This is a genomic window from Amycolatopsis sp. A1MSW2902 (genome assembly GCF_017312175.1).
In the GTDB taxonomy this organism is placed as follows: domain Bacteria; phylum Actinomycetota; class Actinomycetes; order Mycobacteriales; family Pseudonocardiaceae; genus Amycolatopsis; species Amycolatopsis nivea.
Genome location: NZ_QJPO01000001.1, coordinates 6,173,646 through 6,195,991 on the forward strand (window position 1 = coordinate 6,173,646; position 22,346 = coordinate 6,195,991).

A 22,346-nucleotide genomic window follows, 5' to 3' on the forward strand; every position below is an offset into this window, starting at 1 on the left:
CGGGCGTCCCCCGATATGCTGAACGGCAAGCCGGGGGACGCCCGGCCCGCGCCGAGACCCACCGGGACTGCCCTGATGACGCAACCGCCCTACGGCCAGGTGCCGCCACGCGGGACCGTTCAACCCCCGCCGGTGCCGGGTCAAGGACCGGTGCCGCCGGGCCAGTACCCGGGCCAGGCGCAAGGCGGCTACCAGGCCCAGCCTGGGCAGGGTCCGTACCAGGGGCAGCAACCGCCGTTTCAGGGCCCGCCGCCGCAGGGGCCGCCGTGGCAGCAGCCGCCGCCGTCCTATCCGGTGCCGCCGCGCAAGCCGACCGGGCTGATCGTCGGGCTGTGCCTCGGCGCGGTCGCGGTGCTGGCGCTGGGCGTCGTGGCGATCGTTTCGCTGAACCGCGGGTCGGGGCCGAGCAACGCCGGCTACCAGGCCGCGCCGCCGTCGCCGTCGTCCGCCTACGAACTGCCGCCGACCAGCGGCTCGTCCGCCCCTTCGAGCTCGCCGAGCAGTCCATCGGAAAGCCCGAGCACCTCGACCAGCGCCGGCCCGCACAAGATCCTCAAGCTGGCCGACCACCCGATCCTGCAGGATCCCAACGCCGGCCTGCAGAACCGCGTCTGCAACCTCCCGCCGTGGACGAGCACGCAGGACGGCGCCGAAGCCTTCTTCACCGCCGCGAGCAAATGCCTCGACGCGGCGTGGGGCCCGTTCCTCGAGTCCTACAACCTGCCGTTCACGCCGCCCGCGCTGCACTTCCCGACCGGCCCGAGCTTCGACACCGAATGCGGCACCATCCAGGTCGGCATCGCCACCGCGGCGTACTACTGCGAGAACAATCTGTACGTTCCGTTCAAGGGCCTGCAGACCGACCAGTACGGCAACAATCCCGGCGTCTACCTGGCCTTGTTCGCGCACGAGTACGGCCACCACGTGCAGGAAGTCGCGGGCATCATGGACGCCGCGTGGCAGAAGATCTACGCCGCCGGGCAGAACAGCCCCGAGGGCCTCGAGATGTCGCGCCGCAAAGAACTCCAAGCGCAGTGCTTCTCCGGAATGTTCCTGGGCGCGCACGTCGACCGCGGCGGCACGATCACCCGCGACATGTACAACAAGGCTTGGAACGACCAGGAAACCCGCGGGGACAACACTTCCCGCAGCCACGACCACGGCACCAACGCGCACTACGCGCAGTGGTGGCGCGCCGGGGCGAAGGACAACCGGATCGCGGACTGCAACACCTTCGCCGCTTCCTCGTCGGACGTCAGCTGACCCGGCAGCCACTACGTCCGTAGTGGTTCGCGGCCGAGCACTACGGGCGTAGTGGTTTCCCGCACTCCGGGCCGCGTCAGCTGAGCAGCGCGAGCTTGCCCGGACCGCGGATCACCAGGTACGCGTACATCCCGCCGCAGAAGCAGACGAACACCAGCAGCGCCAGCGCGATCGGCGCGCGGAGGTCCTGCGCACCCGCCGAGGTGTCCGGCATGGTGACGGAGACGATCCCGTCCGCCGGGGCGTCGTCCGGGACCAGCACCTGGAGATGCTCGTCCTTCCCGTGCCCGCAACTGTCGAGGGTGCCCTGCCGCGGTTTGCCGCCGAGCTGGAACGAGACCGATTCGGCCGCCCCAGGAACGGAACAGTCGACGGCCTTGGTGACCTGGGCGTCCACCGGCGCGCCAGGAGACTTCGCGTGGATGCCGAGCATCCCCGGACCGGCGAGCCACACCAGGACCACGACGAGCACCCCGACCGCGACCGGGATGCCCACCTGAAGCCACCGCTTGACCGCGCTTTTATGCGGGGGGTCGGAAACCTGCACGACGCCATGCTTCCAGATGCCGGGGGCAAAACCCAGTGAGGTGCCCGCGCACGGGGGACCCCGGGCGAGGTCGCGTCCGTCACTCCCGGTGGATGCTCGCCGCCACCCGACTCGGGGGCGGCCCTTGCCACTACCCGGCTCCGGCCAGACCTCGCCGCCACCCAGCCCGCTCGGCCCTCGCGCCGCTACCTGGCGCCGGTCGGCCCTCGCCTCTGCCCTGGCGCGGGGCGGTGAGCCTCGTCTCCGCCCCGGCTCGCCCGCGCGAGCGCCCCATGCCGCGTTGCGTGCCTCTCACACAGCGCATTCCGTTGCGGCGGCGGCGCATGGATGAAGCACCCAAAGCGGCATTGGTTGCGTCCCACGCACCCAACGCGGCCCCCGCCCCGAACCCAACCGAACCCCAGCGAGCCCACCGCACCTCACCGCTCGATGTGATCCACCTGCGTGACCTTCTTGACGTACAGCAGCCGGTCCCCCGGCTCCAGCGCGTCCGCCTGCGGAGCGTCCACCCGGTAAAGCACCCCGTCGCGCACCACGCCGAGCACCGTGTCCGCCAGGTGCCGGGGCGAGCCGCCTTCCTCGCTTGGTTCGATGCCTCGCTCGGCGATCGCCAGCCCGGATTCCGGGGTCAGCAGGTCCTCGACCATGTCCACTACAAGCGGAGTGGATGTCGCCATCCCGAGCAGCCGCCCGGCGGTCTCGCTCGACACCACGACCTGGTTGGCCCCGGACTGCTTCAGCAGGTGCACGTTCTCCGCCTCGCGCACCGACGCCACGATGTGCGCCTTCGGGGCCAGCTCGCGCGCGGTGAGGGTGACCAGCACGGCGGTGTCGTCGCGGTTCGGCGCGACCACTACGGCCCGTGCGTGCTGCACGCCCGCGACGCGCAGGACGTCCGCCCTGGTCGCCGAGCCGTGCACGGTGACGAGGCCGAGCGCGCTCGCCGCGTCCAGCGCCTGCTGGTCGGTGTCGACGACCACGACGCGGTTGGCCTGCACCTCCTCGTCGCCGAGCAGCGCGTTGACCGCCGAGCGGCCCTTCGTGCCGAAACCGACGACGACGGTGTGGTCACGCACCTTCGTCCTCCACTTCTGGATTTTGAACGCCTGCCGGGAGCGCTCGGTGAGCACTTCCAGGGTGGTCCCGACGAGTACGATGAGGAAGAGCACCCGCAGCGGCGTGATCACGATGACGTTCACCAGCCGCGCGGACGCGGTGGCCGGAGCGATGTCGCCGTAGCCGGTGGTCGAGAGGGAAACTGTCGCGTAATAAAGCGAGTCGAGAAGGGAAAGGCCGTCGCCGTTCGCGTCGCGGTAGCCGCCCCGGTCGAGATAGACGATCAGCACCGTCGCCAGCAGCGCCAGCATCGCCCCGATGATCCGCTTGACGATCGACCGCATCGGGCTGACGGTCAGCTCCGGCATCCGGATCACGCCGACGAGCTCGTGGTCGGGCCGGTCGTTCAACCGGACGTTGAGGGGCAGCCGTTTCAAGGCCTTCATGCACCGGCTCCCCGCGCGCGTTCGGCGTCACTCACAGCCGGGAGGATAACCCAATCGGAGCACCCGCACACCCGTCGCGGCGATCATGCTGTGGCAGGCTTGCCGCATGTCCGAGCCTCGCGCGTCGCAACGTCCAGCGCTTCTTCTCGCCGCCGTCCTCGCCGGGGCGGGCGTCCTGCACTTCGCCCGGCCGAAGCAGTTCGACGCGCTGGTCCCGAAGGAATTGCCCGATGACCGGCGCACCTGGACGTACGCGTCGGGCGTCGCCGAGCTGACCGTCGCCGCCGGGATCGCGATGCCGCGCACGCGCCGGCTCGGCGGATTGGCGGCGGCGCTGCTGTTCGTCGGGGTGTTTCCGGGGAATGTGAAAATGGCGTTGGATTATCAGCGGCGCGGTCGCCCGGCCCGCGACCGCGCGGTGGCGTGGCTTCGGCTGCCGCTGCAATGGCCGTTGGTGAACTGGGCGTTGACCGTCCGGGATCGGGCCTAGCTTCTATTCCTGCGGAACGTTGCGCAGCAAGGCGCGCAGGCCTTCCGCGTCCAGCAGGTCGGCCGGGCGCAGCGTGTGTCCATGCCGGACATAGTGGAAGGCCGCACGCACCCGTTCCACCGGCACTTTCTTCAGCGCGGCCCATGCCAATCGGTACGCACCGAGCTGAATAGCCAAGGCCGGCAGCCGTTCTTCGGACGGGACGGAGCCGGTCTTCCAGTCCACGACAGTCCAGCCGCCGTCCGGATCCGCGTACACCGCGTCCATCCGGCCGCGCAAGGTAATGCCTTCGACGTCCGCGGAGAACGGCACCTCCACGGCGACCGGGACCCGGTCGGCCCATTCGCTGTTCTCGAAAGCTTCTTGCAGGGCTTCGAAATCGGTGTCCGGTGCTTCGCCGACGTCGGCCGCGCCCGGGAGGTCGTCGATCTCCAGCAGCCGGTCGCCGGAGAACCGTTGCTCCAGCCAGCTGTGGAACGCGGTGCCGCGGCGAGCGAAAGTATTGGGCGGCAACGGAAGCGGGCGGCGCAGGCGTTGCGCCAGAGCGTCCGCATCGGACGCCAGGTCCACCAACTGGCTCACACTCAGCTGTGCGGGCAGCGCAACGCGGTCCACCGTGGACTGCGAGCGGGCGCGTTCGGCGAGAAGGACGTCGGTGTCGGCAGCCCAGCCGTCCGGGTCTTCCGGATCGATGACGTCCTCGTCGTCTTCGAAGTATTCGTCGTCCGGCAGGAATTCTTCTTCGTCCTCGGGTTCCGGCGGCAACGGGATTTCGTCGTCGTCAGCGGCCGGAAGCGGCTCGGCTTCCGGTTCGGGCTCCGGTTCCTCTTCCAGGGCCGCCATTTCCGCCAGCAGCAGATCCACCCCGGTGGCGACGCCGGACCGCCGCTCGCCCAGCGGATCCACCGGCCACTGCGCCGTCCGAGAGTCCGCGACCAGCGGGTTCTCCTCGCCCTCCTCCGGTTCCTCGGCCCAGACGTCCACCACGCCCAGCGGCGGATCGGCCTCGTTCATCACCTCGGCGATTTCGGAGAGGAAGATCGACGGCCCTTTGGCTCGCGTACTGCTTTCGTTCCACCAATGCCCGGAAACGAGCAGCGCCCGCTCGGAACGGGTCAGCGCGACGTAGCACAACCGTCGTTCCTCGTCGGCCTCGCGGGCGACGAATCCTTCCTCGTGCAGTTCCAGCGCTTCCTGCACTTCTTTGCGGTCATAGCCTTCCGCGATCTGCAGCTTCGGCAGATCCGCCGCGTCACCGCGCAAATGCGCGGGCAGCGCGGTAGAAGTACGCAACCACGACGACGAACGACGCTTGCCCGGGAACACCTCAGCGACCAGATGCGGGACCGCCACCACTTCCCACTCCAGCCCCTTGGCGGAGTGCACGGTGAGCACCTGCACGCGATCCGGAACCACCTGCACCTCACCAGGTGTTAGCCCGTCTTCCGCGTGCGCAGCGGTGTTCAGGTAGTCCACAAAGGACAAGAGAGTCGCTGTCGGCGCTGTCTCCGCGTAGTCAGTAACGACTTCGGCAAAAGCATCCAAATGCGCGCGACCCGCTGACCCAGGTCGGGCGAGCGATTCAACGTCGAGCAGCATCGTGCGTTCGACATCCGCCACCAATTCCGGCAGCGACTGATCCAACCGACGGCGCAAGGCGGTCAATTCCGCGCCCAGACGGCGAATTCGCCGGTAGCCCTCCGCGGAATACCGCTCAGGCGCACCGGGTTCGTCGACGGCGTCGATCAGCCCGGCCTGTTCCGCGCGTTCGGCAACTAGTTCCGGCTCTTCGCCCTCCTTCACCCGAGGCTCGGGTGAGGTGAGTTCGTTGGCCCGCCGCCACAACGCCGCGACGTCCGCCGCCGCGATCCGCCAGCGCGCACCGGTCAGCAATCGAGCGGCCGCGCTGCCGGCCAGCGGATCGGCGAGCACCCGCAGGGTGGACACGAGGTCGGCGACCTCAGGTTCGTCCAGCAACCCGCCGAGGCCGACGACCTCCACCGGCAGCCCGCGCATCCGCATTTCCGCCGCGATCGGCGCCATGTCCGCCCGGCGGCGCACCAGCACCGCGGCGGTCGGCGGCTTGCCGGATTCTTCTTTCTCCGCATGCCAGCGCTGGGCCATCGCGTCAGCAACCCATTCGCGTTCCGCGCGCACATCCGGCAACAGCGCGACCGCGATGTCCGCCGGACCGGCACCGTCCCGCGCCCGCAACCGTTCCACGCCAAGTCCGCGCTGCCGCAGCGGTTCCGAAATCGCGTTGGCCAGTTCCAGGATTTCCGGCGGATTGCGGAAACTGGTAAGCAGCCCGAATTCGTGCGCCGTTTCGAGCCGTTCCTCGCCACGGCGCGGGAAGTCCGTGGTGAACCGGGGCAGGTTCGCCGCGCTCGCGCCGCGCCAGCCGTAAATCGCCTGCGCCGGGTCGCCGACCGCGGTCACCGGCATCGGCGCATGCTCAACGCCGCCGAACAACGACCGCAGCAACACTCGTTGCGCGTGCCCGGTGTCCTGGTATTCGTCCAGCAGCACCGCCCCGTACCGCTCGCGCTCCCCCGCCACCACCGCCGGATACCCGTCGGCGAGCTGCGCCGCGAGAGACATCTGATCCGCGAAGTCGAGCGCACCTTCCGCCCGTTTGCGGCGATGATAATCCTCGACCAGCGGCAGCAGTGCCAGCCGGAACCGTTGCGCTGCCAGCACTTCCTGCAGCTTCACCGGCAGCGACGCGCGCTGGCCTTTGGCGCGTGGCGCATTCTCGATGACCTCGCACAGCCACTCGGTGTATTGCCCGAGCTTCTCCGTCGAGATCAGATGCTCGCCCAGTTCCCCGGCCAAAGCGAGCAGCTGCGCGGTGACCGTCGGCGGCACGCGGTCGGTGTCCAGGTCATTGTCCCAAGTGGACACCACTCGATGCGCCAGCTGCCACGACGAAGTCTCCGACAGCAACCGGACACCAGGCTGCACCGGAAGCCGCAACCCATGCTCCGAAAGCAAACGCCCGGCGTACGCGTGATAAGTCAGCACCGTCGGCTCACCGGCGACCACAGTGGCCCGCAACGCGCCCGACGGATCGATCCGCTCCAGCAGCCCCGAACCGGCGAGCCGCCGCAACCGCGCCCGCACTCGCTCCCCGAGCTGACGCGCGGCTTTCCGGGTGAAGGTCAGCCCGAGCACGCGTTCCGGGCTCACGATTCCGTTAGCCACCAACCACACCACGCGCGCGGCCATGGTTTCGGTCTTCCCCGCGCCCGCGCCCGCGACGACCAGAGACGGCTCGACCGGCGACGCGATCACGGTCGCCTGCTCGGGCGTCGGCCGGTGCAATCCCAGTGCGTCGGCGATTTCCGCGGGCCCAACGGGATTGGCGATCACCACCGGGCTCACGGTCCGGTCACCTGACGGCCTTCCGGACGCAGCGGGCAGCAACCACGCGCCGGGCACCGGTCGCAGTCGGCGTTCTCGTGCGCCTGGTAATCCGGACCGACCGCGGCGGCCGCGGCCGAGCGCACCAGTTCCAGCCACTCGCGCCCGTTGTCCTCGTCCATCGGCGGCTGATCCCGTTGGGTGGCCCCGGTTTTGTTGTTCCCCTTCGCGACATACACGAGCTTCGCGCCGCCGGGCGTCGTCTTGCCCTCGACCGCGCCCAGCAGCACCGCCAGCTGGTACGCCGCGAGCTGCGGATGCTTCTCCGCGTCCGCGCCGGACACCGGGACCTTGCCGGTCTTGATGTCGACGATCACCGGACGGCCGTCCTTGTCCATCTCGACCCGGTCGACGCGTCCGCGCAGCAGCACGCGCACTTCTTCGTCGCCCATCGGCAACTCGACCTCGATGTCCTGCTCGACCCCGGCCTCGATCAGCTCCTGCCGCGATTTTTCCAGCCACGACACGAAGTTGCGCAGCATTTGCTCCACCCGCGACCGTTCGCGCCGGGAGAACCACGGCGCGCCGGCGTCGACGCGCACCCACGCTTCGTCCAGCGCGGCCTGGATCTGCTCCTCCGTGCTGCCGCCCGCGATCGCCTGCGCCAAACCGTGCACCAGAGTTCCGGTCACCGCCGCCAGCTGCGCCGGATCGCTGCCGCCGTGGCGCTCGATCAGCCAGCGAAGCGGACACTTCACCAGGATCTCCACAGTGGACGGCGAGATCCGCATGAGGTCGCCGGGCCCGTGCACCGGGTCCTCAGTGGACGCTTCCATCAATCCGTACCAAGTGTCCGGATGCGCCCCCGGAACCCCAGCCGCGGCCAGCCGGGCGAGTTGTTTCGCCGCCCGCTTCCGGCGTTCTGGATCCGTCTTGTCGTCGCACACGACCTCGCGCAGCTCGCCGACCAATTCGGCCAGCACGAGCGATCGGCCCGGCGGCTTCATCCGGGAGTCGAGCATGCCGTCGTCGGCACCGTTCTCCTCAAGGTCGTCGAGGAACCGGGACGGCTGCTCGTCTTCCCCGGCGACCGCGGTCACCAGCAGCGTCCGGCGCGCGCGGCTCGCCGCGAGGTAGAACAGCCGCCGCTCCTCGGCGAGGATCGGCGCGATAGCGGACACCTTGTCGTGTTCGTCCACTCCGGACAGCAGGTCGACCAGCCGCTCGACACCCAGCAACGAGCCACGCAGCCGCATATCCGGCCACGCGCCCTCCTGCACCCCGGCGACCGCGACCACTGTCCACTCGCGACCCGCCGAAGCGTGCGCTGTCAGCAGGGAAACCCCTTCGCCCGGAATCGCCGCCGGTGCGAGCGTGTCCCCCGCGATGTTCTGCGACGACAGGTAATCCGCGAACGCCGCGACGCTCGCCTTGGGCAACCGATCGGCATACCGGCCTGCCGCGTCGAACAACGCCACCACGGCGTCGAGGTCGCGATCAGCCTGCGCACCAAGAGAGCCGCCGCGATCCACCAGACGCAGCAACCGTTCCTGCAGCCCGCTCGCCTGCCACAGCTCCCACAGCACCTGCTCGACGCTTTCGCCGCGGCTCACCGCCTGGTGCGTGACGCTCAACAGCTTGCCGACCCGGCGAACCGGCAACGCCTCGTTGTCAGCGAGACCGACGAGAATATCCCCGCCCCGCAACGCTTCCACCAGCAATTCATCACTGGACCGCTGCCCGCCGCCAGCCAACTCCAGCCGACGAAGACCGCGCCGCAACCGTCGCAACGCCAACGGATCCGCCCCGCCGAGCGACGAGGACAGCAACATTTCCGCGATGTCGACGTCCAGCAATTCCGGCTCCGCCGCGATCCGCAACACCGCCAGCAACGGCCGTACCGCGGAATGCTTCGCCAGCGGCAATTCCTCAGTGGCCGAACCGATCGGCACCCCAGCAGCGCGCAAGGCGCGTTGCAGCACAAGGAAAGTCCGTGCTGGAGACCGGACCAGCACCGCCATCTCCGACCACGGGACTCCGTCAACGAGATGCGCTCGCCGAAGCTGGTCGGCGATCCAACTGGCCTCCGCCGCCGGAGTCGGCATCAGCCGCACCCGCACCTTGCCGCCGCGTTTCCCTTGCGGGGTAACCAACTTCCGATGCGGCGAGGCACCCGGCAACGTAGCACCGAGCTTCGCGACCGCCGCCCGGACCGTCGGAGCGAGCCGGTGCGAGGTGGTCAGCATGACTGTCCGGTCGCCGTCGTTGTCGGAATCGGCGAACAGTTTCGGGTCCGCGCCGCGGAAGGAAAACACCGACTGGTCCGGATCGCCAGCCACCACGAACTCCTCCGCGGTGTGCCCGATCGTGCGGATCAGCTGAACCTGCAACGGATCCAGGTGATGCGCGTCGTCCACGAACAAATGCCGGACCCGGCCGCGTTCGCGTTCGCGCAATTCCTCGTCGTCCTCCAGCGCGAGCAACGCCGACGTCACCAGCTCCGCGGCGTCCAGCGCGGGCGCGGCAGGCAGGCCGAGCGCGTTGCCGCCCGCCCCCTGCAGCTGGGTGACCTCCTCGTACTGCGCCCAGAAGTGCCCCGCCGCGACCCACTCCTCGCGGTCCTGGCGATGCCCGAGTTCAGTCAGATCCTCCGGCCCGAGCCCGCGTTCGGCCGCCCGCATCAGCAGGTCGCGCAACTCCTCGGCGAACCCGGGCACGGTCAGCGCCGGACGCAGTTGCTCCGGCCAGCCGGTCGCGCCCTCCTCCAGGTCGCCCTCCAGCAGTTCGCGCACGACGACGTCCTGCTCCGCCCCGGCCAGCAACCGCGGCGGCGGCAGTTCCTCGGCGCGAGCTTCCAGGCGCAGCAAGGAAAACGCGTACGAATGCACTGTGCGCACGAGCGGTTCACTCACCGTGCGCGGCAGCGGAGACTCCTGATCCGGGTCCGACGTGAGCCGCCGGGTGAGGTCGGCGCGCAGCGCGTCGGCGGCCCGCCGGGACGTCGTGAGCAGCAGCACGCTCTCCGGATCCGCCCCCTCGGCGATCCGGCGCGCGGCGGCGGTGGCGAGCAGCGCCGTCTTCCCGGTGCCCGGCCCGCCGAGCACGCGGCGGAATCCCGCGGGCGCCGACAGCAGCCGTCGAGCGTCCTCGTCCCAGGTGAACGTGGGTGCGGCGGGGACCGGCGGGCGCACCAGCCGCGCCTGCCCAGTCCCTGCTCTCCGCACGTGCACATCAGCGATGGAACCATGCCCGCTCACCCGGGTGGCGCACCGGCACACCCCTCGGCGGGACTATCATTCCCCGGGTCATGAACGACGAACTGCACGAGCGGATACGCGCAGTCATCGCCGACGTACCCGCGGGGACAGTCGCGACGTACGGCGACGTCGCAGCGCTCTCCGGCGCTCCCTCTCCGCGCATGGTCGGCCGCGCCCTCGCCGAGGACGGCCACGACCTGCCCTGGCACCGCATCCTCCGCGCGAACGGGACCCCCGCGCCGCATCTGCTGCACGAACAACTGGAGCGACTGCGCGCCGAGGGCGTCCTCGCGGACGGCGGCAAGGTGGACCTGCGGAAGTACCGCTGGCGCCCGGACGGTGACGAGCCCGGGGAGGACGAGCCGGTCGGCTTGTTCTAGAGACGGCTTTAGCTTTCTGGTGACACTGCGGCGTCCGCGATACTGACGACCGTGAAGGACGCCCCGAGGGACTCTGATTCCCCCAAGGAGCCCTTCACGGACCTCTGCCGAAACCCGCCGCGTGGTCCGGGCCGCACTTGACCGGGCCGTCGCGCCACGGCCCGCACCTCGGCGTGCCGACCACCCGGTGCCCTTGAGCGACGCCGCCTCCCAATCCGGAAAGCGCCGTGGCCTCACCACACCCTGGCCCCGCCGACCACGACCGCACCCCGACCGACGCCACCGGACCCGGCAAACCGTGGCGTCCGCCATCCTCCCCGGCCATAGCCCGCCCCGCCTGTTTTAGGTTAGCCTCACCTCATGAGCGTCCTGACTTACCACCCCGGCAGGGTCACCGCGGTCCGGCGGGTCACTCCGCACATGGCGCGGATCACCTTCGACTGCCCGGGGCTCGCGGCGGCGGGCCCGGCGGCGCCGGACGCGTACGTGAAGGTGTTCTTCCCCCTCCCCGGCGACGAGGAGCCGCACCTGCCGCCCGCCGAGGTGGGCGAGGACGACGTCCTGTCCTGGTATCGCCGGTACCTCGCGATGCCCGACGACGTCCGGCCGCCGATGCGGACGTACACGGTGCGCGCGGCGCGTCCGGAGACCGGCGAGGTGGACGTCGACTTCGTGCTGCACGAGGAGAGCGGCGGCCCGGCGTCGACGTGGGCCGGGCAGGCGGAGGTCGGCGGCCGGGTGGCGTTCCTCGGGCCGCACGGGCTGTACGACGTGCCGGACGGGACGATGTGGCAGCTGCTGGTCGGCGACGAAACCGCGCTGCCGGCGATCGGCGGGATCCTCGAGCGGTTGCCGCAGTCGGCGCGCGCGTCGGTGTACGTCGAGATTCCGGACCGTGCGGAGCGACAGACCTTCGAGACCAACGGTGTCGTCGAGGTGCACTGGGTGGTCCGCGGTGCGCGTACGCACGGCGAAGCGCTCGTAGACGCCGTACGCGCGGCTGAGCTGCCTAACGGCACGCCGTACGCGTGGGTCTCCGGCGAAGCAGGCGTCGTGAAGCTCGTTCGGCGACACCTTGTCCGCGAGCGCGGCTTCGACAAGACAGCCATCTGCTTCACCGGCTACTGGCGACAAGGTCTCAGCGAAGAGGCTGCGGGACGACAGCAGGCCGAAGCGTCCTAACCGAGCTTCGCGACCACCAGCTTCACCAACGCGCCGAGCCGCTGACGCTCCGGCTGTAACGTGCTGATCCCGGCTGCCTCCAACGGTGCCGCGGTCACCGGACCAACGCACGCGCAGACGACCGTGCCACCGCGCAGGGTCTCGCGCAACTCCGCGCCGTGGCCGGATTCGTCGGCGAGGGTCAGGAAATTCGTCGCCGCCGGGGCGCTGGTGAACACCAACGCGGCCAGTTCTCCGGACAGCACTTCGCGGATCAACGAGAACACCGGCTCCGCATCCGGCGGCGTGTGCCAGCGGTAAGGCTGCACGGCGAGCACCGACGCCCCGGCCGCGACGAGCGGATCGGTGAACTCCGGCAGCGGCGCGCCGTGCAGTTGCAGCGCGACGCGCGCACCCTCGACACCGGCTTCGGTGAGCGCGCCGAACAGCTCGTCGTTGGTCTCGCCGGGCGCGGCGTACTCCTCGCGCAGGCCGACGCCCCGCACCGCGCCGACCGCTTTCGGCCCGCGCGCGAAGATGCGCGACCCGGCCAGTGCGTCCAGCAGCGCCTCGCGAAGTCCCCAGCCCTCGGCCGCGTCGAGCCAGCCGCGGAACCCGGCCCCGGTGGTGACCGCGGTGAGGTCGACCGGCGCGGCGAGCACGGCTTCGGTGCCGCGACGCAGTTCCGGATCGTCGGCCAACGGGACGATCGTGATCGTCGGCGCGTGCCGCACTTCCGCGCCGTGCCGGAGCAACGCGCCGATCAGGTCGTCCGCGCGCCGCTCGGCCGTGACGCCGATCCGCACGCCGTCCAGCTCACCCATTCGCTTGCCCCGTCTCTTGCGAAAACCCGATCAGCTCGCTCATCCGCTCGTCCCGTCTCCGGCGAAGGCGGGCAGCCAGCCGAACCCCGCCGCACTCACTCATACGCCTGCCCCATCTCCCGGATCGCCGCCGCCAGTTCCGTCCGCAGACCCTCCGGCGCGAGCACCTCCAGATGCGGCCCGAACCGCAGCAGTTCGCCGATCGCGGCTTCTCCCGGTTCGACCGGCAGGTCGATTGTCAACCATCCGTCGCTGTCCGGTTCCGCTCCGGCGGCGGTTGCCTCGCGCAGCGCCCGGGCACCGACGCTGCCCGCGTAGAACGGTACGAGAGCTTGGGCCCTCGGCGAGAGGCGGACTGTCGCCTTTCGGGGGTACATCCGGCGTTCGAACTGCTCGGACCACTCCTGCCAGTAACGAGCGAGGTCGAATTCCGCCGGTCGCTCGAACTCCTCGCCGAGGTCGGTCAGCTCGTGGATGCGCGAAATCCGGTAGGTGCGATCGGTCCCCTCGCACCGGGCGGCGAGGTACCAGTTGCCTGCTTTGAGGATCAGCCCGAGCGGCTCCAGCACCCGCTCGACCTCGCGCTGGCCCCATCGTTCGTAGCGAACGCGGACCCGTCGCCCGGCCCACACCGCGTCGGCGACCGCGGACAGGGTCGGCAGGCTTTCGATGCCGCGATGCCAGCCGGGAACATCGAGGTAGAAGCGTTCGGCGACGCGGCCCGCGCGGCTTCGCAGCTCGTGCGGCAACGCGGCGTACAGCTTCAGCTGCGCCGCCGCGAGCACCGTGCCGAGCCCCAGCTCCGCGGCCGCCACCGGGAGCCCGGCCAGCGCCAGCGACTGGGCTTCGTCCTCGTTGAGCCCGGTCAGCCGGGTCCGGTAGCCGTCGACGAGCTGGTAGCCGCCGCTGCGGCCGCGGTCGGCGTAGACCGGCACGCCCGAGGCCGACAGCGCCTCGATGTCCCGGTACACGGTCCGGACCGAAACCTCCAGCTCAGCGGCCAGTTCTTCGGCGGTCATCCGGCCGCGGTTCTGCAGCAGGAGAAGCACGGTGAGCAAACGGCCGGCACGCATGTGGCAAGTATGACTGAAATACCTGACACAAGATGGCAGGTATAGGTGATTGAGTATGCGGCATGAACACGTTTGGCATGACGAAGTGGGAAGAGCACGTGGCGAGCGGCGAGGAGGGCGGCCCGCGCGTCGCGTACGTGCACGCCGCGATGGACTACTCGGGCGTGATCCAGGGTGCGGCCACGGGCGACTACCTGCTGTACTACCCGGGCGAGGGCTACGACGGCGGCGCGACCACGTCGCCGGGCTACGACCGGTTCGAGGGCACTGTCGACGGCCGCCGCGGCACGTTCGTCGTCCGCCAGGAGTGGAGCTTCGACCCGAAGAGCATCAGCTCGAAATTCGAGGTCGTGCCGGGCTCCGGCACCGGCGAGCTGGCCGGCATCGGCGGCTCCGGGACAGTGCACGGCGTACTGGGCGAGCCGACGGTGTCGTACACCTTCGATTACACGCTCTGAAGGAGGCCGGGATGCTGGAGGTGTCGCGCGCACAGGCGCTGGCGTACCGGATCGCCGAGCAGGGGCTGCACCGCTCCGTCGCCGATCCGTACGACCTGCCGCTGCTGGACCTGGGTCTGCAGGACAGCATGCGCGACACCGCTTTGCTCTCGCTGGCGGCCCGGATGCCGGATCCGGTCACGCCGGAGTCTCTTGTGGACGATCAGCGGCTCGCCCTGGTGTGGTCGCACCGGGGCGCGCCGCATTTCCACCGGCGCGTGGATCTGCCGGAGCTGGCGGCCGCTTTGGTGCCGATCGGCGATCCGGACGCGCTGGCGCGGATGTTGTGGCAGAAGAAGGACATCCAGGCGGCAGCGGAGTCCCCAGTGGACATTGTGTTCACCACCGCGCGGGCGATCCGCAAGGTGGTCACCAAGCCGATGACCAAGGGCGCGGTGAGCGGGGAAATCACGAAGTTGTTGCCGCCCTCGTTCAGCCGCTGGTGCCGTCCCTGCAATACCACCCACGTGCACGAGCAGCTCATGCGTGTCGCTGCGCTCCACGGCGGCACGCGGCTCGAAGCCGGGCAGAGTCCGGCGACGCTCGCGCCGCTGGAGGGTCGCGGACGGATGTCCACCCGCCCGGTTCCGGCGGCGGTTTCGCGGGTGCTTGAGCAGTATTTGCGCTTCAACGGACCCGCGACGCCGGGCGACGCGGCCGGTTTCGTCGGCACCGCGAAGACGTGCATCAACGAGACGTGGCCTGCCGCGGTCACCGAGGTCAAAGTGGACAGTCGGCGGGCCTTCATCCCGAATGACCGGTTGGCCGCGCTGGAAAACCCGCCGTCGCCTGCCGGAGTACGCCTGTTGCCGCCGCTCGATCCGTACACGCAGGGCCGCGACAAAGCCGTCCTCGTTCCGGACAAAGCGCGGGCGAAAGAGGTGTGGAAAATTCTCGGCAGCCCGGGGGCGCTTTTGGTCGACGGCGAGATTCTGGGCACTTGGCGGATGAAGGCGTCCGGCAAACGGCTGACTTTCACGCTGGCCGAATTCGATCCGCTCCGCCGCCCGGACCGCGCGGCGGCCGAGGACGAGGCGGCCCGCGCCGCGACCGCGCGGGGTTACCAGGACTTTTCCGTGACCTGGGCTTGACCGGCGGGCTACAGTTTCTGACGTGCTGAAATGGCTGCTCGACTCCGACCCGGCGCTGCGCTGGCAGGTCGAACGTGACTTGGCGGACGCGCCGCCCGAGGTCTGGACGGCCACCCGGCACAAGATCGCGACCGAGGGCTTCGGCGCGCAGCTCCTCGCCCGGCAGGACCCGGACGGTCAGTGGGCGGGCGGTGCTTACTTCCCGGCGCAATTCACGCCAGGTCCCGATACCGGGCAGCCGTGGACAGCCACCACGTGGTCGCTCAATATGCTGCGGGAATGGGGAATGGATCCCGCGGTCTTGCGCGCCAATCGCACCGCTGAATTGCTCGCGGAGAATTCCCGGTGGGAATACGACGATTTACCGTACTGGGGCGGCGAGGTCGACGTCTGCATCAACGCCTGGACGATCGCGAACGGCGGCTGGCTCGGCGTCGACGTCTCCGGGCTCGCCCGCTGGTTCACCGAGCACCAGATGGCCGACGGCGGCTGGAACTGCGAATGGGTCGAGGACTCGAAGCGCTCGTCCTTCCACTCGACGCTGAACGCGGTGAAGGGCTTGCTCGCCTACGACATCGCGACCGGCGGTACCGACGAGACCCACGCCGCCCGCCGCGCCGGCGAGGAGTACCTGCTGAAGCGTCGTCTGCTCTATCGGCTTTCGACCGGCGAACAGGTGGCACCCTGGGTCGACCACTTCGCGTACCCGACGCGGTGGCACTACAGCGCGATCAACGCCCTCGAATACTTCCGCGAAGCCGCCGTCGTGGACGACATTCCGCCCGACCCGCGCCTCGCCGACGCCGTGGAACGGGTTCGCGCCGCCCGGCAACCAGACGGAACTTGGCTGCAGGACGGCCGATTGCCCGGCGACATGTGGTTCGAGGTCGACGTCCCGGCCGGCGAACCTTCGAAGTGGCTCACGTTGTACGGCACCCGCATTCTGTCCTGGTGGGACTCCGCGCAGTCCTAACTGGACTTCGCGACGCGAAAGCCGACGTCGTCCACCCGGAACGTCGGGTGGCTCCGACGACGCACCGACACCCGGACGCTCCAGTGCTCGTCCGCCCAGCCGCCGCCCTTGAGCACCCGGTACTCGCCGTAGACCGCCGGGTCGTAGAGATCCCAGCACCAGTCCCACGTGTTGCCCAGCAGATCGTGAACACCCCAGGCATTCGGACGTTTCTCGCCAGGCGGATGCAGCCGACCGCCGGAGTTTCCTTCGTACCAGGCGATCTCGTCCAGGTCGCCGTACCTCGGTCCCTCGGTTCCCGCGCGGCAGGCGTGTTCCCATTCGGCTTCAGTAGGCAGCCGGTAGCCGGACGCGGACCGGTCCCACGCCACTTCTCCGCGGTCAAGGCGATACGCCGGTGCCAGATCGTCCCGTTCGGACAGAGTGTTGCAGAATCGCACCGCGTCCAACCAGGACACCTCGACGGCGGGGAGACCATCGCCGCCGTCGTATTGCTCCTGGGTGACCGGGAACGCGCCAAGCTCGAAAGCGGGCACGTCGACTGTCCAACTTCGCTCTGTCCGCCGGTCGGTGAGCGTCACCGTTCCCGGCGGAATCGGGACCATCCGCACTGTGCCGAGGCTAGCCGATCGACGCTGGGGTGTCGCCGGGATTCACTGCCAGCCGGTACCCGCGCTTGACCACCGTCTGCACCACACCGGCACCGCCGAGAGACGTCCGCAACCGCCCGATCGCCGTCTCCACCGCGTGCGCCTCGCCGCCGGACGGAAGCTCGGTGGACAACTCCCGGCGCGCGACCACCCGGCCGGGCTGCCGCGCGAGTGCACGCAGAAGCGCCATCGGGGCCGGAGCGATCTCGCGCCATTCGCCGTCCACCAGCGCGCCGGTCCCGCGGATCTGCAATACATGTCCGGCGGCATACAGCGTCGGCGAGGCGGTGACCAAGGCGTCCGCGACCGTTCTCGCTAGCGCTCCGATCCGCGACCGTCTCGGTTGGACAGTCGGAATGCCGAGCGAAGCGAGCGGCGCGGCCGCGATCGGGCCTACGCACGCCACGACCACGCGGGTGCTCAACACCTCGATCAACGCAGCGAGCCGACCGGTCCGCCGCGCCATCGCGACCGTGGACGCGGCAGCGGGCGCACTCGTGAACGGCAACGCGTCGATCGTGCCTTCCAGGACCGCGTCCAACAGCCGGTCCAGCGGCCCCGGATCAGCCGGAGCCACCCAGCGGTACACCGGGATCTCGATCACCTCGGCACCCGCCTGCCGAAGAGTCTCCGCGAAGTACGGCAATGGCTCGCCGTGCAACTGCAACGCGATCCGTCGTCCGTCCACTCCGGACTGCGTGAGGTACTGCAACAGCTCCGCACTGCTCTCCGACGCGGGTGAGTAGTCCTCCGCCAACCCGGCCGTGCGCACCGCCCCGGCTGCCTTCGGACCGCGAGTGAGCAACGAGGCGTCCGACAGATGGTCCAGCACCTTTTCGCCGAGACCCCAGCCTTCCGCGGCCTCGATCCAGCCGCGGAAGCCGATCCCGGTCGTCGCGACCACGATGTCCACTGGGGATTCCAGCAACCGCATCGTCGCCGCGTGCAATTCGGTGTCGTCGGCCAGCGGCACGATCCGGATCGCCGGTCCGTACCGGACGGCCGCACCCTGGCGCACAAGCAGCGCGCCCAGCTCTTCAGCTCGGCGCGCTGCCGTGATTCCCACCGTGAACCCGGCCAACGGCCGGACGTCCGTCACGGCGAGCCCACCTCGATCACCCCGTCCCGTACGCGAACCGGATACACCGGCACCGAAACGCCTTCCGCGTCGAGACACGCGCCGCTGCGAAGCGAGAACCGTTCCTTGTAGACCGGCGACGCGACCACCGGCTCTCCCCCGGCGTCGCCGACGATCCCACGCGACAGCACCGCCGCGCCGCTGCACGGGTCCCAATTGGACAGTGCGTACCAGCCGTCTCCGGCGTGGAACACCGCGACCTGGTGGCCGTCGATCAGCGCCGCCGCTCCGGAGAACTCCGGGATCTCCGCCGCCGCGCACACCGCGGTCCAGGATGAAGTCATGGTCATCGCCGCACCTCCGGAACTCCCAGGAGCACCGGGATCTTCTGCTCCCGCTCCGCACGGAACGAGATCGACGGGTCCGGCGTCCCCGGCGCGTTCACGAACGAACTGAACCGCGCCAGCTTGTCCGGATCCTCCAACACTCCTCGCCATTCGTCGGTGTAACCCTCGATGTGTTTCGCCATCGCCGCGTCCAGGTCCTCGCAGATGCCGAGACTGTCGTCCACGATCACCGCACGCAGGTGGTCGAGCCCGCCGTCGAGCTCCTCGATCCACGGTGCCGTGCGCTGCAACCGATCCGCCGTGCGCACATAGAACATCAGGAACCGGTCAATCGTGCGCACCAGCGTTTCGGTGTCCACATCAGACACCAGCAGTTCCGCGTGTCGCGGCGTCGCTCCGCCATTGCCGCCGACGTAAAGGTTCCAACCGTGTTCGGTGGCGATCACGCCGAAGTCCTTGCCGCGCGCTTCGGCGCATTCGCGCGCACAACCCGATACTCCGGCCTTGATCTTGTGCGGCGACCGCAGTCCGCGATACCGCAGCTCCAGATCGATCGCCAGCCCCACACTGTCCTGCACCCCGTAGCGGCACCAGGTCGATCCGACACAGGATTTGACCGTCCGCAAAGACTTTCCGTACGCGTGCCCGGACTCGAAGCCCGCGTCGACCAGTCGCCGCCAGATGTCCGGCAGCTGGTCCACAGTGGCCCCGAACAGGTCGATCCGCTGTCCGCCGGTGATCTTCGTGTACAGCCCGAAATCCTGCGCGACCTGAGCGATCACCATCAGTTTCTCCGGCGTGATCTCGCCGCCGGGAATCCGCGGCACCACCGAATAGCTGCCGTTGCGCTGCATGTTCGCCAGGAACCGGTCGTTCGTGTCCTGTAGCGCCGCCTGCTCGCCGCCGAGAATGTGCCCGTTGCCCAGCGTCGCCAGAATCGACGCCACCGCGGGCTTGCAAACCGCACAACCCGTCCCGGTGCCGTACCGGCTCACTACCTCGCTGAACGTCGTCATTTGCGTCGCACGGATGATCTCGAACAGCTCCGCACGAGACTGCGTGAAGTGTTCGCACAACGCCTTCGACTGCTCGACGCCGCACGCGTTCAGCAGCTTCGCCAGCATCGGCACGCACGAGCCGCATGACGTTCCCGCGCGCGTGCACGCCTTCAGCTTCCCGACCGAATCACAACCGTCCTCAGTGATCGCCCGGGTCAGCGCGCCCTTGGAAACCCCGTTGCACGAACAGACCTGCGCCTCGTCCGGCAACGCGTCCACGCCGACCGCCGCACCGCCGCCGGCCGGGGCGAGCAACGCGCCCGGGTCGGCGGGCAGCGGACGGCCGACCAACGCCCGCAGCGTGTTGTACTCCGCCGCGTCGCCGACCAGGACCCCGCCGAGCAGCGTCCGGCCGTCGTCGGTCACCACGAGCTTCTTGTAGGTCCCGGCCACGGCGTCGTTCACCGCGACTTCCAGCGCTCCTTCGGTGACGGCGTGCGCGTCGCCGAAGCTGGCGACGTCCACGCCCATCAGCTTCAGCTTCGTCGCGGTGTCCGGTTCGGGGAAGCTCGCCGTCGTGCCGGCGAGCTGCGCCGCGACCACCTCAGCCATCGCGTATCCCGGCGCGACGATGCCGTACACCCGGCCCTCGACCGCCGCGCACTCGCCGATCGCGTACACCGACGAATCGCTGGTCCGGCACGTCGCGTCGACCAGCACGCCGCCGCGCTCGCCAACGTCCAAACCGGACTCGCGAGCCAAGTCGTCCCGAGGACGGACCCCGGCGGAGAAGACCACCAGGTCGACGTCCAACTCCGTGCCGTTGCCCAACCGAGCCAGCAACCGCGTACCGTCCGCCTCGATCGCATCCGTCGAGGTTCCGGTGTGGACAGTCACGTCAAGGTCGGCGATCAGCCGTCGCAACAGACCGCCGCCGCCATCGTCGACCTGCAATGGCATCAGCCGCGGTGCCATCTCCACCACGTGCGGCGACAACCCCATGTCCCGCAATGCCTTCGCTGCCTCGAGACCGAGGAGACCGCCACCGATCACCATCGCTGCACGACGGCCGCGACCCTGCCGTTCTGCGGCGGCCCGAATCGCGTCGAGGTCTTCGATCGTCCGGTACACGAACACGCCCGGCAGATCCCGCCCCGGCACCGGCGGCACGAACGGACGCGAACCAGTCGCCAGCACCAGCGAGTCGTACGACTCGACCTGTCCGGAAGCCGTCGTCACCGTCTTGGCTTCGCGATCCACCGATACGACGACTTCGCCGAGCCGAAGGTCGACCGTGTCATCGTCCGCATAGTCCGATCCCGGCAACGCCAACGCGGCCGGATCCCAACTGTCCACATAGGAGGTAAGCGCCACCCGGTCGTAAGCGGGACGGTTCTCCTCGCCGAAGACGACGACCCGCCACTCGCCCGCCTTGTCGGCCGCACGAAGTGCCTCCACGAACCGGTGCGCGACCATGCCGTGCCCGGCAACCACCGCTGTAGGCATTTCAGACCTCCGCTCCTGCCAACGCCACCTGCGCGCGCACCGCCGGCTTGCGCAAGTAGCCGAACCACGTCACACCCACGCACACCGCGTAGAAGACCAAGAAACCGACGAACGCCGGAACGCCGCTGTGCGCGTCAGCGAACGACTGCCGGAACGCGAGGTTGATGAACAACCCGCCCAGCGCACCGATCGCACCGGCCAATCCGATCAACGCACCGGACAGTCGACGCGCGTTGCGCAATTCCGTCGCCTCGTCCGCACCAGCCTGAATCGCTGCTCGCGCCTTGACCTGGAAGATCGCCGGGATCATCTTGTACGTCGATCCGTTGCCGATTCCGGTGAGCACGAACAAAACGATGAACGCGGCGGTAAATGTCGCCAGCGAGTCCGCCGAGGAAGCCAGCACCAGCACCACGGTCGCCAACGCCATCGCGCCGAACGTCGCGAAGGTGACGCGGCCGCCGCCGATGCGGTCTGACAGCCACCCGCCGATCGGCCTCGACAGCGAACCCAGCAGCGGACCGAGGAACGTCACCGCGGCCGCCTGCAACGGTGACCGGCCGAACTGGTTCTGCAGCACCAAACCGAAGGCGAAGCTGTAGCCGATGAAGGAACCGAACGTGCCGACGTACAGCAGCGACATGACCCAGGTGTGTCCATAACGGACTACCTCGCGCATGGCTTTGGTGTCCCCGCGAACGCTGGCCAAGTTGTCCATGAACAACGCGGCGCAGGTGGCGGCGATGACGATCAGGGGAAGGTAGATGTAGAGCACCAATCGCGGCGCGGTCGCACCAGCGGTGCCGATGACGAGAAGTCCGACGAGCTGGATCACCGCGACACCGAGGTTTCCGCCGCCGGCGTTCAACCCGAGTGCCCAGCCCTTGTGCCGTTCGGGATAGAAGGTGTTGATGTTCGTCATCGACGAAGCGAAGTTGCCGCCGCCGACGCCGCCGAGCGCGGCCATCAGCACGAACGTGCCCAGCGAGGTACCCGGGTGCAGCACGATGGCGGTCAGCACGGTCGGAATGAGCAGCAGCACCGCGCTGATGACCGTCCAATTGCGACCGCCGAAGCGCGCCACCGCGAAGGTGTACGGGATCCGCATGATCGCGCCGACCACCGTCGGGGTGGAGACGAGCAGGAATTTGTCCGCCGCGCTGAACCCGTAGGCCGGGCCCATGAACAGCACCACGACCGACCACAGTGTCCAGATCGAGAAGCCGATGTGCTCGGAGAACACGGAAAACCACAGATTGCGCCGGGCGACGCGCTTGCCGGTCGATTCCCAGAACTCGTCGTCCTCGGGATCCCAGTGCTCGATCCAACGGCGGGTCATGGCGTCC

At 69.3% G+C, this 22,346-nt stretch carries 18 protein-coding genes; 7 read left to right on the forward strand and 11 right to left on the reverse strand.

Features of this window, described 5'->3' with window-relative positions:
• The first annotated feature begins 75 nt into the window (after positions 1-75).
• Complete coding sequence (locus DMP23_RS28335; RefSeq protein WP_240691545.1) at positions 76-1,263, forward strand: neutral zinc metallopeptidase; 1,188 nt, start codon at positions 76-78, stop codon at positions 1,261-1,263.
• 76 nt (positions 1,264-1,339) lie between these two features.
• Here DMP23_RS28335 and DMP23_RS28340 read toward each other — a convergent pair whose 3' ends face one another.
• Together DMP23_RS28340 and DMP23_RS28345 are read right to left on the reverse strand one after the other, a co-directional pair.
• Positions 1,340-1,759, reverse strand: coding sequence for a hypothetical protein (locus DMP23_RS28340; protein ID WP_337823059.1), 420 nt, complete (start codon positions 1,757-1,759; stop codon positions 1,340-1,342).
• Between the two features lie 470 nt (positions 1,760-2,229).
• Positions 2,230-3,312, reverse strand: coding sequence for a potassium channel family protein (locus DMP23_RS28345; protein WP_337823060.1), 1,083 nt, complete (start codon positions 3,310-3,312; stop codon positions 2,230-2,232).
• 106 nt (positions 3,313-3,418) lie between these two features.
• Between DMP23_RS28345 and DMP23_RS28350 the strand changes: the two genes are divergently transcribed.
• Positions 3,419-3,802: a DoxX family protein gene (locus DMP23_RS28350; RefSeq protein ID WP_337823061.1), complete on the forward strand. Its 384-nt coding sequence runs from the start codon at positions 3,419-3,421 to the stop codon at positions 3,800-3,802.
• A 3-nt stretch (positions 3,803-3,805) separates the two neighbouring features.
• On the opposite strand, the gene DMP23_RS28355 is transcribed toward DMP23_RS28350, so the two are convergent.
• Both DMP23_RS28355 and DMP23_RS28360 read right to left on the reverse strand, forming a co-directional pair.
• Positions 3,806-7,186, reverse strand: a complete 3,381-nt coding sequence (locus DMP23_RS28355; protein WP_337823062.1) for an ATP-dependent helicase — start codon at positions 7,184-7,186, stop codon at positions 3,806-3,808.
• Positions 7,183-10,356 (reverse strand): PD-(D/E)XK nuclease family protein, encoded by a 3,174-nt coding sequence (locus DMP23_RS28360; protein WP_037815825.1) that lies wholly within the window; start codon positions 10,354-10,356, stop codon positions 7,183-7,185. Before DMP23_RS28360 ends, DMP23_RS28355 begins: the two co-directional genes overlap by 4 nt.
• 116 nt (positions 10,357-10,472) lie before the next feature.
• Here DMP23_RS28360 and DMP23_RS28365 point away from each other — a divergent pair, with 116 nt between their 5' ends.
• Both DMP23_RS28365 and DMP23_RS28370 read left to right on the forward strand, forming a co-directional pair.
• Entirely contained in the window at positions 10,473-10,802 is a 330-nt protein-coding gene (locus DMP23_RS28365) for an MGMT family protein (RefSeq protein ID WP_037815828.1), read from the forward strand.
• Between the two features lie 360 nt (positions 10,803-11,162).
• The gene (locus DMP23_RS28370) at positions 11,163-11,984 is read left to right on the forward strand and encodes a siderophore-interacting protein (RefSeq protein ID WP_337823063.1); all 822 of its coding nucleotides are present in this window, start codon (positions 11,163-11,165) and stop codon (positions 11,982-11,984) included.
• On the opposite strand, the gene DMP23_RS28375 is transcribed toward DMP23_RS28370, so the two are convergent.
• Positions 11,981-12,787, reverse strand: a complete 807-nt coding sequence (locus tag DMP23_RS28375) for a uroporphyrinogen-III synthase (RefSeq protein ID WP_337823064.1) — start codon at positions 12,785-12,787, stop codon at positions 11,981-11,983. The two genes, DMP23_RS28370 and DMP23_RS28375, sit on opposite strands and share 4 nt — an antisense overlap.
• 95 nt (positions 12,788-12,882) lie before the next feature.
• Entirely contained in the window at positions 12,883-13,860 is a 978-nt protein-coding gene (locus DMP23_RS28380; RefSeq protein WP_037815832.1) for a helix-turn-helix transcriptional regulator, read from the reverse strand.
• Positions 13,861-13,922: 62 nt separating this feature from the next.
• On the opposite strand from DMP23_RS28380, the gene DMP23_RS28385 reads away from it, so the two are divergent.
• From DMP23_RS28385 to DMP23_RS28395, 3 genes are read left to right on the forward strand one after another with little or no spacing between them, the layout of a single operon-like run.
• Positions 13,923-14,318, forward strand: a complete 396-nt coding sequence (locus tag DMP23_RS28385; protein WP_037815834.1) for a DUF3224 domain-containing protein — start codon at positions 13,923-13,925, stop codon at positions 14,316-14,318.
• 11 nt (positions 14,319-14,329) lie between these two features.
• Positions 14,330-15,448, forward strand: coding sequence for a DNA glycosylase AlkZ-like family protein (locus DMP23_RS28390; protein WP_337823065.1), 1,119 nt, complete (start codon positions 14,330-14,332; stop codon positions 15,446-15,448).
• A gap of 22 nt (positions 15,449-15,470) precedes the next feature.
• Positions 15,471-16,421: a squalene cyclase gene (locus tag DMP23_RS28395; protein ID WP_337823066.1), complete on the forward strand. Its 951-nt coding sequence runs from the start codon at positions 15,471-15,473 to the stop codon at positions 16,419-16,421.
• Here the strand turns inward: DMP23_RS28395 and DMP23_RS28400 are convergent.
• Genes DMP23_RS28400 through DMP23_RS28420 form a run of 5 tightly spaced genes read right to left on the reverse strand, consistent with a single transcriptional unit; the run spans position 16,418 to position 22,339 of the window.
• Entirely contained in the window at positions 16,418-17,032 is a 615-nt protein-coding gene (locus DMP23_RS28400) for a formylglycine-generating enzyme family protein (RefSeq protein ID WP_337823067.1), read from the reverse strand. The two genes, DMP23_RS28395 and DMP23_RS28400, sit on opposite strands and share 4 nt — an antisense overlap.
• Before the next feature lie 10 nt (positions 17,033-17,042).
• Positions 17,043-18,170, reverse strand: coding sequence for a uroporphyrinogen-III synthase (locus tag DMP23_RS28405; RefSeq protein ID WP_337823068.1), 1,128 nt, complete (start codon positions 18,168-18,170; stop codon positions 17,043-17,045).
• Complete coding sequence (gene nirD, locus DMP23_RS28410; protein WP_370318216.1) at positions 18,167-18,499, reverse strand: nitrite reductase small subunit NirD; 333 nt, start codon at positions 18,497-18,499, stop codon at positions 18,167-18,169. The genes DMP23_RS28405 and nirD overlap by 4 nt, the downstream gene beginning before the upstream one ends.
• Positions 18,496-21,000: a nitrite reductase large subunit NirB gene (nirB, locus tag DMP23_RS28415; protein WP_337823069.1), complete on the reverse strand. Its 2,505-nt coding sequence runs from the start codon at positions 20,998-21,000 to the stop codon at positions 18,496-18,498. The genes nirD and nirB overlap by 4 nt, the downstream gene beginning before the upstream one ends.
• Position 21,001: 1 nt before the next feature.
• Entirely contained in the window at positions 21,002-22,339 is a 1,338-nt protein-coding gene (locus DMP23_RS28420) for a nitrate/nitrite transporter (RefSeq protein ID WP_240690911.1), read from the reverse strand.
• Between the last annotated feature and the right edge of the window lie 7 nt (positions 22,340-22,346).

What these genes read in the sequence shown, in the direction of transcription:
- DMP23_RS28345 (WP_337823060.1), bottom strand. Translation starts at nt 3,312, where the DNA reads ATGAAGGCCTTGAAACGGCTGCCCCTCAACGTCCGGTTGAACGACCGG.
- DMP23_RS28350 (WP_337823061.1), top strand. Translation starts at nt 3,419, where the DNA reads ATGTCCGAGCCTCGCGCGTCGCAACGTCCAGCGCTTCTTCTCGCCGCC.
- DMP23_RS28390 (WP_337823065.1), top strand. Translation starts at nt 14,330, where the DNA reads ATGCTGGAGGTGTCGCGCGCACAGGCGCTGGCGTACCGGATCGCCGAG.
- nirB (WP_337823069.1), bottom strand. Translation starts at nt 21,000, where the DNA reads ATGCCTACAGCGGTGGTTGCCGGGCACGGCATGGTCGCGCACCGGTTC.
- DMP23_RS28385 (WP_037815834.1), top strand. Translation starts at nt 13,923, where the DNA reads ATGAACACGTTTGGCATGACGAAGTGGGAAGAGCACGTGGCGAGCGGC.
- DMP23_RS28335 (WP_240691545.1), top strand. Translation starts at nt 76, where the DNA reads ATGACGCAACCGCCCTACGGCCAGGTGCCGCCACGCGGGACCGTTCAA.
- DMP23_RS28370 (WP_337823063.1), top strand. Translation starts at nt 11,163, where the DNA reads ATGAGCGTCCTGACTTACCACCCCGGCAGGGTCACCGCGGTCCGGCGG.
- DMP23_RS28380 (WP_037815832.1), bottom strand. Translation starts at nt 13,860, where the DNA reads ATGCGTGCCGGCCGTTTGCTCACCGTGCTTCTCCTGCTGCAGAACCGC.
- DMP23_RS28365 (WP_037815828.1), top strand. Translation starts at nt 10,473, where the DNA reads ATGAACGACGAACTGCACGAGCGGATACGCGCAGTCATCGCCGACGTA.
- DMP23_RS28420 (WP_240690911.1), bottom strand. Translation starts at nt 22,339, where the DNA reads ATGACCCGCCGTTGGATCGAGCACTGGGATCCCGAGGACGACGAGTTC.
- DMP23_RS28375 (WP_337823064.1), bottom strand. Translation starts at nt 12,787, where the DNA reads ATGGGTGAGCTGGACGGCGTGCGGATCGGCGTCACGGCCGAGCGGCGC.
- nirD (WP_370318216.1), bottom strand. Translation starts at nt 18,499, where the DNA reads ATGACCATGACTTCATCCTGGACCGCGGTGTGCGCGGCGGCGGAGATC.